At 61.7% G+C, this 14,443-nt stretch carries 10 protein-coding genes; 4 read left to right on the top strand and 6 right to left on the bottom strand.

The genetic code is table 11. The annotated features are described in order from the left end of the window. Positions 1-51 precede the first annotated feature (51 nt). The gene (locus tag K5607_RS10250) at positions 52-2,664 is read right to left on the bottom strand and encodes an amidohydrolase family protein (protein ID WP_221046962.1); all 2,613 of its coding nucleotides are present in this window, start codon (positions 2,662-2,664) and stop codon (positions 52-54) included. 207 nt (positions 2,665-2,871) lie between these two features. After that, entirely contained in the window at positions 2,872-5,421 is a 2,550-nt protein-coding gene (locus tag K5607_RS10245) for a hypothetical protein (RefSeq protein ID WP_156302569.1), read from the bottom strand. A 281-nt stretch (positions 5,422-5,702) separates the two neighbouring features. Here K5607_RS10245 and K5607_RS10240 point away from each other — a divergent pair, with 281 nt between their 5' ends. Beyond that, entirely contained in the window at positions 5,703-7,301 is a 1,599-nt protein-coding gene (locus K5607_RS10240; RefSeq protein ID WP_221046961.1) for a B12-binding domain-containing radical SAM protein, read from the top strand. Between the two features lie 9 nt (positions 7,302-7,310). Here the strand turns inward: K5607_RS10240 and K5607_RS10235 are convergent, their stop codons facing one another. From K5607_RS10235 to K5607_RS10225, 3 genes are all read right to left on the bottom strand, one after another. Continuing rightward, positions 7,311-8,057, bottom strand: coding sequence for an ion transporter (locus K5607_RS10235; protein WP_054773818.1), 747 nt, complete (start codon positions 8,055-8,057; stop codon positions 7,311-7,313). 74 nt (positions 8,058-8,131) lie between these two features. Continuing rightward, on the bottom strand, positions 8,132-8,674 hold the full coding sequence (locus tag K5607_RS10230) for a YaeQ family protein (protein ID WP_054773819.1): 543 nt from the start codon (positions 8,672-8,674) through the stop codon (positions 8,132-8,134). A gap of 166 nt (positions 8,675-8,840) precedes the next feature. Further along, positions 8,841-10,523 carry a DEAD/DEAH box helicase gene (locus K5607_RS10225; RefSeq protein ID WP_221046960.1) on the bottom strand — a complete coding sequence of 561 codons (1,683 nt, stop codon included), beginning with the start codon at positions 10,521-10,523 and terminating at the stop codon, positions 8,841-8,843. A 264-nt stretch (positions 10,524-10,787) separates the two neighbouring features. Here K5607_RS10225 and K5607_RS10220 point away from each other — a divergent pair, with 264 nt between their 5' ends. From K5607_RS10220 to K5607_RS10210, 3 genes are read left to right on the top strand one after another with little or no spacing between them, the layout of a single operon-like run. Next, positions 10,788-12,107 carry a hypothetical protein gene (locus K5607_RS10220; RefSeq protein WP_176569419.1) on the top strand — a complete coding sequence of 440 codons (1,320 nt, stop codon included), beginning with the start codon at positions 10,788-10,790 and terminating at the stop codon, positions 12,105-12,107. Next, positions 12,100-13,089 (top strand): hypothetical protein, encoded by a 990-nt coding sequence (locus K5607_RS10215; protein ID WP_054774308.1) that lies wholly within the window; start codon positions 12,100-12,102, stop codon positions 13,087-13,089. Before K5607_RS10220 ends, K5607_RS10215 begins: the two co-directional genes overlap by 8 nt. Before the next feature lie 10 nt (positions 13,090-13,099). Continuing rightward, positions 13,100-13,498, top strand: a complete 399-nt coding sequence (locus K5607_RS10210) for a DUF488 domain-containing protein (protein WP_054774309.1) — start codon at positions 13,100-13,102, stop codon at positions 13,496-13,498. Position 13,499: 1 nt separating this feature from the next. Here K5607_RS10210 and K5607_RS10205 read toward each other — a convergent pair whose 3' ends face one another. Next, on the bottom strand, positions 13,500-14,417 hold the full coding sequence (locus tag K5607_RS10205; protein ID WP_221046959.1) for an ABC transporter ATP-binding protein: 918 nt from the start codon (positions 14,415-14,417) through the stop codon (positions 13,500-13,502). Positions 14,418-14,443 lie beyond the last annotated feature (26 nt).

The raw sequence follows: 14,443 nt of genomic DNA, 5'->3' as shown, positions 1-14,443 counted from the left end.
CGGTCCATTCTCGTCGACAGGGGACCGGCGAGACAACCGCACTAATGGGGGTCAAAGTGGCGGCGGCAGCGTGTCGGCCCGCATCGGGCTGAATAAGTCCTTGCCGCTGCGCGGCACGGTGAATCGGGCGCTCAGACCGCAAAGGCGCGCTTCTTCCAGCCATGCATCCACGTCCGGACCGGCCAAGCCGGCTTCTGTCAACGCGTCGGCGAGTAACTGGTATTCCTCCGGGAGGCTGGTGGTAAAGGTGATGGGATCGTCGGAACCGATGCAGACCCGCACCGCCGGGGCGTCCCCGGCAATGCCCGGCGGTGGGCACAAGCGCCACAGCGGATGGGAAGTCAGGTCGCCCAGGTGGCCGATGAGCAGGTTGGAGCTGGGGTTGATTTCCACGACGATGCAGCGCTTGGCTAGTTCACCCCGCACATGCGCCTGCAATGCTTTGACCAAGCCTACTTCTGGGCCGACTTTCACTGGCACCAGTTGCTGTGCCCGCCTGAACAGCGCATGGTCGGTCAGCCAGCGGTAGACCAAATCTCGCTGCCACGGATCGTCTTCCTCCAGCCCTCGAGGGCTGGGCCCATCGGAAAAGCCCACCGAGCGCAAAATCCGGCTGTCGTGCAAAGACAACCACCAGCGGTCCATTTCGCTGGCTGAAATCTTTCGGCCGAACAGCTCATGGCCGAGCATGAGCAATTCCTGGTCGATCCAGGGCAACCAGGCTTGCAGCCGCTCCGGCACTCGCCGGGCCACCCGCCAGGCCCAGAGCAAATCCAGCAGCCGCTCGCCGAGGGGGATAACCAGCCGGCGCTTTTGCGCCGCCCAGGCCTCCACATCCACGCCCAACGCCACCGCGTGGCCGATGCGCGAACCCTCGCCCAGTTGCAGCAATTCCACCGTTTCGTCCACCCGCCGGATGCCGCCCCAAAGGTGCACGAAGTCCTCGCCGGCGTGCACGGTGACGCCCAAGGGGCGTGGATCGCCGCCTTCCAGGCGGTGCAGGTACTTCGCCGCCTCGTTGGCCGCCCGTTGCACGTGCTCCACCAACGGCTTGACCACCCATAGCGGCACGCCCAGTTCGTCGGTGCAAAGGTCGATGCCGCGCACCCGCTCGAGCAGGCGCGGGTAGGCCATGAGTAAGGCGGCCAGGGCCACCGCAGCCCCCCTTTGTTCGCGGTAATAGCCGGAATAGCGGTAACCGGAAGGGTTGCTGGTTTTTTCCTTTGCGTCTCGCCAGTCCGGGTCGTCGTGGCTGGCGCGGCTCCAGGCAGCCGGCTTGCCCTGGTCCGTCGCTGGGCCGCGGCTGCGGGAAAAATGGAAAGTGATGCCCAACTCGACAGGGGCTCCGCCCGGTCGTCTGGGCAGGCCCTGTCCAGCCTGGTCCAGGCGACTCAGCGTGGCGGCCATCTCCGCCATTTCGGAATTCGGCGTGATGCGCACTTCCAGCGCCCGCAGCCCCGGCCCGGCAAGCTCCGCGGCTTGGCGTACGAACGCCGCTTCCGGCACCGCCTTGCGCGGCGCGGACAAACGCCCATAGGTGCGGGAAAACCATTGCAGGCCGGGAGTCATCGGCCGCTGCACCACGTGGCGGAAAAAAATCACCCGGCCGCGCACCGTTTGCCAGAACAGCTTGGCGAACAGCTTGTCTCCAGCGCCTTGCCGGTTCAGATAAGCCAGCGCCGCGCGGGTCAAAGCAAAATCCGGATGGTTGTCTGCCGCGGGCGCAAACCAGTGGCTGACCGGATCGAGTTCAGCCACCGCGCAGCCGGCACGGGCAGGGCCGATCAAGCGGGCGTACAGGTCGCGCAGCACGGCAAAAGCATCGCCTCGCTCCGCTTGGCCCGCAGCCAAGCTATAGACCGTGCGCCACAAAGGCCGGCAGTCCAGGGCGCCGAAACGGCTATGCAGGCCGGGTGCGGCATGTTTTTCCAGAAAATCGCCGAATCCTTGGCCCCAAGCCGACGGAGTACGTAGGAAAGCCGCCAACAGCAGCCGGGCCAGGGCGCAGCGCAGCAGCAAGGGCGCCAGCGACTTGCCCTCGTCCCACTCGGCGCCGGGGCTGTCCAGCATGTCTGCCTTGGCATCCGTCCGCGCCAGGGAGCGCATCGCCGAAGCCCATAGGGCGGGAAAACCGATGGCGGCTTTCAGGTGCAGGTGGGGCTCGGCCAAACCGCGGTCCGCCAATTGGGCGCGGAGCCTGGGCGATACCGTCTCCAGCCGCTCGGTGTCGGCATCGGCGGCGGCTAGCAGCAAGTCAGCCGGCAAGGCGAAAGTCAGCCAGCGCCATACCCGCCGCCGCTCCGCCTCCGTGCCGGGCGAATGGCTGCATAAGTGAGCCCGCCCGGCATCCGGCGTCAATAGCTCGCGCGTGGATCGGCACAACACTGCGGCCAGCGGCACAGGCTTGCTGTCCGGCTCCGGCGCGCCGAACCAGGTTTGGTCCCGCCGGAAAATCAATTCGTCCACCGAGATGCCGGGAAAGCGGAACAGCAGGTCCTTTTCCGCTTCGCGCCACAGCAGCGCCATTGCGTTGTTTAGGTCCGGTTCCAGCACGGCCAGGGCGCCGTCGAAAGCGCTACGGGCGGCAAACGGCGCCGCCAGCAGTTCGGCGTCCAGGTGTTCGGTGGGAAAAGAGGAAGTGCGCAGGCCGGCTGGGCTATGCATGGCAATAACCAAATCACATTATCGCCGCCGTTATCGGGCGGCCGGGTTTTTTCAGATTTCCTGGTTTAAGCGTCCCCACGCTGCGCGTGGGGACTGTCCAGTCGGGCCGATTCGGCGTGTAGGCTGAGTTGAGTCTACGAAACCCGGCGATTGGTTCGCCGGCCATGCCGGGTTTCCGCTCTTGCTCCAACCCAGGCTACGCGTTATTCAATTTCCCGCAATAATGAAATCGTCTTCTTCTGGGATGAATATACCATTGCATAGTTCATTGAATTTGTTCTGTTTGTCTTTATAGTAATCTTCATATAGCAAAAGCGTCTCGAGGTTATTTAGCAAATCGTCCTGATGCGTTGCGTTAATCTGATTTTTCAGGGTTTTAAGCATAGTAAATTTTGTATTGTAATCGATGCTCTTGCGCAGTAGTTCTGCTTGTTTTTCTACTTGAGCGTAGCGTGTGAGCCCTCGTACACGATCATTAAAATCCTTCTTTGCGCGCTCTGGAGAAATAGCAAAACAAAGCTCAATCTCCTGCTTGGTTATAGCGATTCCCTGATAATTGGCCTGATTCCATATTTGTGCGCGGCGCCGGCGTATTCTGCCGACCAAAGTAGGTTGATTGCTGATGGCGCGTATAAAACCGATTGTTTCGTCGGTAAAGGCACTAACATCCAAGCCTGACGCGGACTCCGGCGCCAACATCAGCGCGATGGCTGTCAGCACGCTGTCCCTAAGGACGCGTCGCGCCATGCGTTTCGGTTTCTCATTCGCCATGCAACTCAGGAGACGTTGCAGGCGAGTTTTACTAAGCCCTTCGTTACCGCCTTCATAGGCTTCGTTGCATACGACTTCCAGAATCGCCATGACCCAGGCTAGCCCATACCGCCCGTCGCATTGCGCCGCGTGCAGCCTCCATTGGTGGGCGAACCGTTCGTAATCGCGGAAAGTCCACCATTCGGGCAATGGCCAAACGACAGGTGTATTTTTCTTTTGCCCATACCCCCAGACCGCGGTTACTTTCGGGCCTAGTTCCGTCCCGTAAGTCAAGGCGCTATGCCGGAGATAGCCGCCCCATAGAGATACCGCCAGATCGTGAGCAAACAAGACGGCGGAGGCGATTTGGCGAGGAATCTCGATTCCGCTTCGTTTCCCTTCGGTGTCGGGCTGGCCGCCGGCCGAATCTCGGCCGGTGGTGATGAATAATCCTGCGAAATAGGGGTTACTTATAATGACTGTGGCCCCACCGGATGTCTTTAGCTCCTCTCGCAAGGCACTTTGGTCGACGTACAATTGATTTTGGAAATCCAGTGAGATACCTAAAGAGGTATCGAGTTTGTCGGTCAGCCGCTGCCGTAGCGCGTAGGGCAGAATCCAGTCTTCTTTTATCTGGCGCCCAATATCTTCCAACAGTACAGAAAGCAGTTGATCGTCATGTCGATACTGAATATGGCGTGGGGCGTCCTTCGCCATGTTCCTTGCCCGGCTTTTACCTTTATCGGTCGTCGTTGCTTGGGTTCTTGGGCGGACGAATTTGGCCAGCATTTCCGCATAGTCGAGCGCCTGCCTCGGCGTGCCGGCTAGCCATTCCGCCGTCATGGAAGCGCCGCCCACAGCCTTTTCGTCCAATAAAAGGAACTGCGACAGCGACATTTCAGGATTATCGGTCGGGGCTTGATTGACCTCGAAACGAATGTCGGCCAGCCGATCCCTGAGCGAACGCCCCCTAGGCTCCGCCCTAATACGAAGCGCTTCTTCCAGGCGCAATCGCTTCAACATGGCCCGCTGGCCCGGCGGCACCAGCTTGCGCATATTGTTGGCGGCGATTTCGGCGGCGCGCTCCTGCATTTCGTTGCTGTCGGACGGCTTGCCTTCGACGAGGCGGAGCAAATCCCCTTCGGTGCGCAGCTTAAGCACCGACTCGGCGATGCGGGTATTGCCAGCAATCACAAAAAACAGCCGGGGCGTGGTGATCATGCGGATCAGCCGCAGCAGTTCCAGACAATGGGCAGGGGCCAGGTCGAAATCGTCCACCGGCAGCACGAACAAAGGGTTTTCCACCCCGTCGAAACGCAGGTGGCGGGCAATGCCGTCCAGCACTTCGGTAAGCCGGCCGTGCAAGTCCAGCCCGGCCTTTTCCGCCTGCATTACCCAGAGGGCGCGTGCTTGAGGATCTCCACCTTGGCCTGTGCCGTCCATCCGGTCCCATACGATGGCCGCGTCGTTTTGCAGCTGGTGCAGTTTCGCCAGCACGTCGGCCAGGCCGTCCGGCTTTTCCAGGGCGGCGGCGATGGGCGGCAGCCCGTGCAGGCCGGCGTCCAGCATTTTGGCGATGCGGGCGAGGATGGCGGCGAACAAATTGGTGCCCCGCGACAGGGGTTCCATGTCCAGGGTTTCAAGCCAGACCACGTGCTGCCTCAGCTTATCCAGACGCTCAAAAGCGTTGAACTTATGATCTTCATATAAATCACTGGCATAGCTGTGATCGGGTTCAGCCGATATCGTCATATTTTGCAAGGTCAGCAGTACCGAGCTTTTCCCTGTGCCGCGGTCGCCGTCAATGAAAGCCAGTTGACTGCGGCGATTGTGATCCAGCAGCGGTAAGGGATAGGCCGGGCGGAAGTGGCGTTCTTGCCGGGCGGGTATGGCGTCGATGGCATTGACCAGCCAAGCGGAGACGGCTTCCACCGCGTTTTTCTGGTCGTTGCTGAGGTCGTTCCAGCTCAGGGGTATGGCTTCTAGCCGGCGGAAGTGGTCTGTCATCGGCAATCTCCTTGTTCCGTGCCTTATGTATAGCCCGCTGGCGGGTCCGTGGGGCGTTTCCCCTGTGGCGTTAACGCTGAGTCGAGCGAGAGTGTCCTTGCACCGTCTGGTGTCGACGGGCGGCCTAGTGTATCCATTTGGGCGATAGTTGGGCCAGTCGGGATTTGGCTCGGTTGTTTGCCTGGGGCGCGGCTGGTTACCATGGATACATTGACCGCTGCTTGGTGTGGCCCTGAAACAACTTGCGGCAAGTCGTCGAATGCGGTTTACGGATTTACGCCATGGCAAACATTATTCTGATAAACCCGTGCTTTTCCGCTTCCTTTTGGAGCATGACCCACTCCCTGCCCATCCTCGGCCGGCAAGCCGTCATTCCGACGGCGGCTTTGGCGCTGTTGGCCGCGCTGACGCCGGCGGAACACGAGGTGCGCATTTTCGACGAAGCAGTGGAGCCCATCGACTACGACGAAGTGGCCCGGGCCGACATCGTCGGCTTGACCGGCATGGTCGTCCAGCGCGAGCGGATGCGGGAGATCGCCGGCAAAGTGAAAGCGATGGGCAAGTTCTTGGCGGTGGGCGGGCCGTGGATCACCGTGCAGGAGGACTATCTGCAAGGTTTGGCCGATGTGATTTTTGTCGGCGAAGCGGAGCAAACTTGGCCGGTTTTCTTGCGCGATTGGGCCGCTGGCGGCCATCAAATCCGCTACGAGCAGAGCGAGCGTACCGATATGGCCAGTGTGCCCGCCCAACGCCTCGATTTGCTCAAGCTCGACCGTTATCTACAGGGCAGCCTGCAGATTTCCCGCGGTTGTCCCTACCGTTGCGAGTTTTGCGACATCATCGTCACCTTCGGGCGGCAGCCCCGCGTTAAGACCGCCGACCAAGTGATCGGGGAGCTGGACGCCTGGTACCGCGCCGGCATCATGGCGGTGTTCCTGGTGGACGACAATATCATCGGCAACCGCAAGGCGCTGCTGCCCATTTTGGATCGGCTGGCGCAATGGCAGCGGCAACACGGCTATCTCGTGTCTCTGCACACGGAGGCCTCCATCAACCTGGCCGACGACGAAGAGTTGCTGGATAAATTCGTCGAGGCCAATATCCGCACGGTATTCGTCGGTATCGAAACCCCCAACCCGGCGGCGCTGATGGAGACGAAAAAGTTCCAGAACGTCGACCAGCGCGAGCAGCGGGAGGGTTTTTGCCAGGAGGAGGCCGAAACGTTTCTGTTGCAGCGGATTCATAAAATCCAGCGCAAAGGCATCAAGGTCACCTGCGGCTTGATCGTCGGCTTCGATTCGGACCCGCCCGACATTTTCGACGTCCATCGGCGCTTTTTGGCGCGGTCGGGCATCATGCACGCCATGGTCGGCCTGCTGTCGGCGATTCCGAAAACCCCGCTGTATGAACGGCTCAAAGCCGCGGGCCGCTTGGACGAAAAAGACCCGCCCGACTATGGCACGAACGTGATTCCGGCCAATATGAGCCGCGAGCAACTGGCCCGGGGGTATACCGAACTGATGCGCGACGCCTACGAGCCGGACGCCTATTTCGACCGCCTGGACGATTTATATATCCGCCGCCGCTTTTACGATAACGCCGAAGCCGTGCGGGTGCCCAATATTCCCCGTTGGCTGCAAGCCAAATATTTAGCGATGTCGTGGGCCTTCACCGGCCTGTTGCTCGTCAAATTGATGCGCCATGTGGAAAGCTGGCCGCTGCGGCGCTTTTATCTGAAACGGCTCGCCAATTTCATTAAGCATCGGCCCTATCCCATGCGGGTATTCGATTACGTTATGGAAAGCATTTGCCATCATCACTTCTATCGGTTTTCCCAGGATATGGCTAAGGGACGCACCGATATTATCAGCACCATGTGAGGTGGCGCTTTAGTGGGGATTGCCGGGGGAGGGATCGGATTTGCCGGCCGGCGGCGGGCGGCGAGCGGCTTCTTCCTCGATCCGCACGGCCGATAGCGCGGACGCGACGATGGCGGTGGGGACTGTGACGAGGCAAAGCCCGATCATTAAGATCACGAATGTGAAGAGTCGGCCGCCTAGCGTTATCGGATAGATATCGCCGTAACCGACCGTCGTCAGGGTAACCACCGCCCACCAGAATGCGTCGAATATGGAGGCGTATTTGTCCGGCTGCGCTTGGTGTTCGAAATGGAAAATGCCGAACGCGGCCAGATAGATAAATACGAAAATCGCCAGGGCGAACATGACCAGCTCTTCCTTGACCATCAGCAAGGCTCTGGAGAATCGATGGATGGCGGTGCTGTAACGCGCCAGCTTGAGTACGCGAATCAACCATATGAAGCGCAGCAGCCTTAAGGGCCGCAGATCGATGCCCATGGCCAGGTAAAAAGGCAATATGGCCAGCAGATCGATGATTCCGTAGAAACTGAAAATGAATCTGAGCTTATTTTCCGCCAAGTGGATGCGATAGACGTATTCCAGCGTGAACAAGGCCACCACGGACGCTTCCGACCATTCCAGGAAGGTGATGGTGCGGGCGTCGAGATCGGGGAGGGTTTCTATGGAGAAACAAAGAATGGAGTAAATGGTCACCGAAACGACCGTCCAGGTCGCAATGGGCGAGTCCAACAGGTTTTTCTGGGTTTGGTCGGCCACTTGAACGCTCCGCCGCCGGCGTCGGCTTTAACTGGGTGGGCTATTTTGCCTCAGCCCCTGGGTTGGCGCACGGCTCAGCCGCCCATCCAAATCGCCGGTTCCACCTGCGCGTTGCCGCTGTTGTCGCTGATCCACGCGTGGCCGTCCTGAATGGTGCACTGCAGTTGCATGGTGCGCCGGGCCATGGCGGTGAGGGCGTCGGTGGCTTCCTTGGGCAGGTTGATTACCGTCAGGTTGTCGAAGCGCGTCAGCTTATCCTTGATCTGGCTCCACCAGGTGGCCGGGCCGCGGGCGCCGTAGGTGTAAAGGATTACCCGCCCAGCGCGGTTGCAGGCTTTGCGGATACGCTTGTCGTCCGGCTGACCCGCTTCGATCCACAGGTCGATGTCGCCGGTGAGGCTTTTTCGCCACAGGTCCGGTTCGTCGTCGGTGCTGAGGCCTTTGGTGAATTGCAAGTGCTCGTCGGCGTTGAGGGCGAAGGCCAGCAGGCGCACCATCATGCGCTCCTCGGTTTCCGAGGGGTGCAGCGCCAGCGTGATGTTGTGGGATTGGTAATAGCCGCGATCCATGTCGGCGATTTGCAATTCGGCTTTGTAGACGGTCGCTTTGAGGGCCATGGCGGAAGGTTCCGTGGTTTGGCGTTCGCGGCTTGCGTGGGAACGCCGTTGGTGACGCCGGCACCCGGTTGTGGGGGCGGCTGACTAGGCCGGCCGATGCGGGCGCGCCGCCGGCTGCGTTCCCACGGCGGGCGTGGGAACGCCGAAAGGCGGACGGGGGAGACGGTTAGTCGACCAGCCGCAGGTTCAGCTGCCGGTTGCGCACCCACAGCTTTTGCAGAACCTTGACGGTCTGCGCCGGCAGGTCGGCCGGCAGGTCCACGAAGCTGTAGGTGTCGTGCAGCTTGATGTGGCCGATGCGCTTGCCGGGAATGCCGCCTTCGTTGGCGATGGCGCCGACGATGTCCTTGGGGTTCACGCCGTGCTCGCGGCCCACTTCGATGCGGTAACGGGCGGAGTCCGCGTCCATTTCGCGGATTTTGTCCTTTTTCTTACGCTTTTTGTCGGCATCGCCGTAGTCGCGGTCCCGATCCCTGTCCCGCTCGCGGAATTCGCGCGTGGGCGCTTTCGGCGGCGGCGCGGTAACGCTGTCTTCGACGATGAAGGGGCGTTCCCGTTGGGCTTGCCAGGTGAGGGCGGCGGCGATGTCGAGCACTTCCAGGCCTTGTTCGCGGGCGATGTCGGTGACGGTGTCGCGGAAAAAAGCCAGATCCTCGTCTTCGACGATGGTGGACAGCATCTGCTTGAACTGCTCGATGCGGCGCTCGGCCACGGCGTGGCGGCTGGGCAGCTGCATTTCCTTGATGGGCTTGCGGGTGGCTTTTTCGATGGCGCCCAGCAAGCGGCGTTCGCGGTTGGTGACGAACAGGATGGCTTTGCCCTTGCGTCCGGCGCGGCCGGTGCGGCCGATGCGGTGGATGTAGGCTTCGGTGTCGTAGGGGATGTCGTAGTTGACCACGTGGCTCATGCGTTCCACGTCCAGGCCGCGGGCCGCCACGTCGGTGGCCACCACCACGTCCAGCGCCTTTTTCTTCAGGCGGTCGATGGTGCGCTCGCGCAACTGCTGGTTCATGTCGCCGTTGAGGGGCGAGGCGGAGTAGCCGCGCGCTTCCAGCTTTTCCGCCAATTCCACCGTGGCGGTCTTGGTGCGCACGAAGATGATCATGGCGTCGAAGTCCTCCACCTCCAGCAGGCGGGTGAGGGCTTCCAGCTTCTGGCTTTCGGACAAATACCAGTACACCTGGTCGATGGCGTCCACCGTGGCGGCTTTGGAGGCGATCTTGATTTCCTCCGGATTGTGCAAATGGCGCTTGGCCACTTTGCGCACCGCTTCCGGCATGGTGGCGGAGAACAGGGCCACCTGGCGGTCGTCCGGGGTGTGTTCCAGGATCCATTCCACGTCGTCGATGAAGCCCATCTTCAACATCTCGTCGGCTTCGTCCAACACCACCGCGCCCAGGTTGTCCAGGCTTAAGCTTTCGCGGCGCATGTGGTCCATGATGCGGCCCGGCGTTGCGACGATCACGTGGACGCCGCGGCGCAGCTGGCGCAGCTGGATGTCCATGGACTGGCCGCCGTAAATGGGCAGCACGTGGAAGCCTTCCATGTGGCGGGCGTAGCTTTGGAACGCTTCGGCCACCTGGATGGCCAGCTCGCGGGTCGGCACCAGCACCAGGGCTTGCGGGCGTTTCTGCGTCACGTCGATGCGTTGCAGCAGCGGCAGGGCGAAGGCGGCGGTTTTGCCGGTGCCGGTTTGCGCCTGGCCCAGCAGGTCGTGGCCGGCCAATAGGCAGGGAATACTTTTCGCTTGGATGGGGGAGGGCGCCTCGTAACCGAGTTCCTGAATGGCGCGCTGCAAGGGTTCTGAGATGGCTAATTGGGCAAAAGACGTGATTTCAGTTGATGGCATAAAGAACGATTGGGGAAGTGTTGCGGATGGTGCGGGGCGAGGCGTGGGGCGCCTGGAGCGGCAAGTATACCAGTAAACGGCGCCGGCGGGGGCTTCGCGCAAGGTCTGCTTGCGCCGCCATCGGCTTCGATGCGGCGATGCGCGCCGCGCGTCCGGCCGATAATCGCCGGCTTTCCCCCCGGTTCGCGCGCTCCAGCGGATTCGGCTTTCGGCCCGGGCTTTCGCCGCCCGGGCGACTCGTGCTATAAATCGGCGGATTCCGGCATGAGAACAAGCGCTTCGATCACGCGCAAGCAGAAGCCGGCACAGGTGAAGGGGGTAGGCATGGCGTTTTCGGTTGGCGGTATCGGGCATATATTGAATGCCGCGCAGAGCACATTCGTGGGGCTGTTGCGGGTGTTGTCCATTCCCATCGTGCTGTCGCTGGGCTTGGCCTCGGGCTACACCACTTACTACGGCATGGCCCATTTCATCACCGATTGGATCGCGCTGATCGTGACCGTCGCGGTACAGTCCATCACGGTGATCTGTTCCCTGGAACTGGCCGGCATGCACTTCCGCGCCAACGCGGTGCGTTACCTGGCTACCTGCGCCGCGCTGTTGGTGGCGCTGTGCGTATCGGTGTCCTTCTCCTACTTCCAGTTTTACGAAATCTCCCAGAAAGACGATCTGGTCATCGATCGCCACAAAGCCATGCGCGTGGCAGTGAACGAGTACCTGGACGCCATCACCAAGCGCAAGGCCGAAATCATGGCGCAGCAGCAGGCGCGCGTGGAAGAGGCCTACAAGAATTCCACCTCGGCTTTCCTCGGCACCCAGTCGGGCATGCCGGAAGGCTACAAGAACAACGTGGGCAAGGGGCCGGTGTGGGAGCACTACAACCAGCTTTATCTCCAATCCCAGGCCGACGCCAAGAAACTGGCCCAGCGTTTCGGCGAACTGGACGAACTCATTTCCGTGCTGCGCGCCAAAATGAGCAGCTTCACCGTGGGGCCGGGCAGCGAAGCCTCGGTGCACGCCGCTATGCTGGATGCTTTCCAGAAAGTGCAAGGCGGTTTCGAGGCGCTGGCCGCGGAATACGTGGCGGCCGGCATTCCGGCGCCGGTCTTGCCGTCCTTCACCGAGCTGAATCGGCCGTTGGAGCCTTCCTTCGCCATGTGGCACAACGTGTCGCTGTTCGCCTTGGCGTGCGCGCTGATGGTGGATTTCTTCACGGTGGTGCTGTCCTATAAATTGGAATTTTCGGCGCCGGGGCCGCTTAACGAAGAGGAGAAGGAGCTGGCCTACACGGGGCTGCGCCAATTCAGCGAGTTCACCATCAACCGCGACGACGAATTGGAAATCCTCATCGAAAAAACCGAGCTGGAGCGGGCGCGGCGGTTTTCCGACTGGAACCGCATGTTTGTCGTCGCCATGCTGCTGAATCGCGGTTATTTGCGCAAAGTGAACGACCGCCGCGTGGAGTTCGCCCCCAACCTTTACCCCGTCATGGCCGAGCGCATGCGCATGCAGCCGCCGGACGAAAGCCCGGCGGAAGGCGAGCTGCGCCTACGGCAACTGGTAGCGAAGAAAGTCTATGGATGACTTCGACCTGCATCAGGACGAGGCCTGGGACGCCGGTTTCGTCGCCGGCAGCCAGGCGGTGGTGGCGCGGATCGGTCCGTACCGCAAGCTCTTCTTGCGTCCCCAGCATTTCCGCCAGCGCTTCTTCCATCGGGTTTACGATCTGCCCATCGAAGATTGGCGGGTGACGCCTCTGGCGCGAGAGCTGGGCGGCGTGTGCCAGGTCCAGGTGAATTTGACGGTGCGTTTCCAGCCCACCTTGGCTTATGTCAGCGCCCATCCCGAATGCCTGGCGGACGTCAGCCGTTTCATCCGCACCCAGTTCGAGCCGGTGCTGGTGGACGAGGCGGAGCTGATGATGCGGGAGCTGGAAAGCGGCGAATGGATGCTGGACGGCTGCGGTCCTTGGGAGCGCCGGCTGGAAGACGCGGTGCAGGTGGCTTTGGCCGTCCATCACGTGCGTTGCCGCTGCCACTGCCGCATCGACGCCGGTTTCGACAGCGCCACTTCGGTGGATCACCTGACCCCGGCCGGACTGCGCCTGCGCGAGCATTATCTGGTGCTGCAGCGTCGCCAGGAGGACGAAGCCGCCCGCCGCCTGCGGCAACGGCTGGACCACGAGGAAGAGGCCCGGCGCTTGCAGTTGGAGCATCAGGAAAAGCTCCTGGAGCTGGCGCGTGCCAACCGCGAGCTGGAGCGGCGGGCGGAGCAGCAAGCGGCCGAGGAGTTGCGGGAAAAGCTGGAGGTGGAGGAGGCCCGCTTGCGGGAAACCATGGACAGCGAGGCGCGCCGCCAGAAAGAGCAGCTGCGTTACGAGCATGAAGTGAAAAAGCTCAAGCTGGCCGTGGAGCAGGAAGAGTTGCAGCAGCGCCAGAGCACCTTGGAGGACAAGGACGAGTGCGTCAAGCGCGAGTTGGAATTGTTGTTTATGGAAAAACAGCGTTTGATGCTGCAAGCGGAGATTCGCGATTTGCAGGAAACCGGGCGGGAGTTGAGCCGCTAAGGAGCGTTCCATGGTCGTGCGCGTCGTTAGGCTTGGCGACAAGCGGGCGGAGGGCGAGGGGATGCGCATCGGCACCGTGCGCCATCCGCCGCGCGGGGTGCCGAAATCGGAGTTCGCCGCGCAGAACTGGTACGACGTTTGGTTTCCCAATCTGGCTCCCGCCGCCGCGACCATAAAATTGGCGCGGGACGCCAAGACGCCGGCCCAGTGGGCCGCGTTCTTCAAGCAGTATCGGTCCGAAATGGCGACGCCGGAAAATCGCCACGCCATCGCGCTGCTCGCCGCGCTGTCCCATCAAACCCATTTTTCCGTCGGCTGTTATTGCGAGGACGAGGCGCGTTGCCATCGCTCGGTGCTGCGCGAGCTGCTGGCCGAGCAGGGCGCTAGGCTGGAGCCGCCGGCGCCTTAGCCTAGCGTTTTTCCCCGTCCACCAAATCCAAAAACAGCTGCTCCAGCCGATTGGCCTTGTTGCGCATGCTCGTCACCCCGACGCCTTGCGCCCCCAGCCCTTGGAACAGGCCGTTCAGCCCCATGGCCTTGGGCACATCGGCGGCGAGGGTTTGCGCGTCCAGCAATTCGAGGCGATAACCCGCCACCGCCGGCGTTTCGGCGCAGGGCTCGGACAAGTCCAGTATGAAGCTTTCCGTATCCAGCTTGGCGAGCAAGGCGGCCATGGGGCTGTGTTCGATGATCTCGCCCCCGTCGATGATGGCGATATTGCGGCACAGGCTTTCCGCCTCTTCCAGGTAGTGGGTCGTGAGGATGATGGTGGTGCCTTCGCGATTGATCTGGCGCAGGAACTCCCACATGGATCGGCGGATTTCGATGTCCACCCCGGCGGTGGGTTCGTCCAGGATCAGCAGCTTGGGCTGGTGCACCAGGGCGCGGGCGATCATCAAGCGCCGCTTCATGCCGCCGGACAGCTGTCGCGAGGGAATGTCGCGCTTGTCCCACAGGCTCAGCTGCTGCAGATAGCGCTCGGCCCGCTCCGTCGCCACGCGGCGCGGGATGCCGTAATAACCCGCCTGGTTGACGACGATGTCGAACGGTTTCTCGAACTGGCTGAAGTTGACTTCCTGGGGCACCAGGCCGATGCAGCTTTTCGCCGCGTCCCGCTCGCGGTCCAGGTCGTGGCCGAACACGCTCACCGTGCCGGAGGTTTTATTGACCAGCGAGGTGACGATGCCGATGGTGGTGCTTTTGCCGGCGCCGTTGGGGCCGAGCAGGGCGAAGAAATCCCCTTCCTCCACGTCCAGGTCGATGCCTTTCACGGCGGTCAGGCCGTTTTTGTAAGTTTTGACGAGTTTGCGTAGGGACAGGGCGTGCATGGCTGAATCCGGCGGTGGAATGGCGC

Origin of the sequence: Methylogaea oryzae (assembly GCF_019669985.1) — a bacterium.
In the GTDB taxonomy this organism is placed as follows: domain Bacteria; phylum Pseudomonadota; class Gammaproteobacteria; order Methylococcales; family Methylococcaceae; genus Methylogaea; species Methylogaea oryzae.
Note: the sequence above shows the minus strand (reverse complement) of the source record. Positions and strands in the feature narration are given on the sequence as shown.

Bases quoted from the DNA above. Each gene is read 5' to 3' on its own strand.
- K5607_RS10225 (WP_221046960.1), bottom strand. From the start codon at position 10,523: ATGCCATCAACTGAAATCACGTCTTTTGCCCAATTAGCCATCTCAGAA.
- K5607_RS10205 (WP_221046959.1), bottom strand. From the start codon at position 14,417: ATGCACGCCCTGTCCCTACGCAAACTCGTCAAAACTTACAAAAACGGC.
- K5607_RS10220 (WP_176569419.1), top strand. From the start codon at position 10,788: ATGAGAACAAGCGCTTCGATCACGCGCAAGCAGAAGCCGGCACAGGTG.
- K5607_RS10250 (WP_221046962.1), bottom strand. From the start codon at position 2,664: ATGCATAGCCCAGCCGGCCTGCGCACTTCCTCTTTTCCCACCGAACAC.
- K5607_RS10245 (WP_156302569.1), bottom strand. From the start codon at position 5,421: ATGACAGACCACTTCCGCCGGCTAGAAGCCATACCCCTGAGCTGGAAC.
- K5607_RS10240 (WP_221046961.1), top strand. From the start codon at position 5,703: ATGGCAAACATTATTCTGATAAACCCGTGCTTTTCCGCTTCCTTTTGG.
- K5607_RS10230 (WP_054773819.1), bottom strand. From the start codon at position 8,674: ATGGCCCTCAAAGCGACCGTCTACAAAGCCGAATTGCAAATCGCCGAC.
- K5607_RS10215 (WP_054774308.1), top strand. From the start codon at position 12,100: ATGGATGACTTCGACCTGCATCAGGACGAGGCCTGGGACGCCGGTTTC.
- K5607_RS10210 (WP_054774309.1), top strand. From the start codon at position 13,100: ATGGTCGTGCGCGTCGTTAGGCTTGGCGACAAGCGGGCGGAGGGCGAG.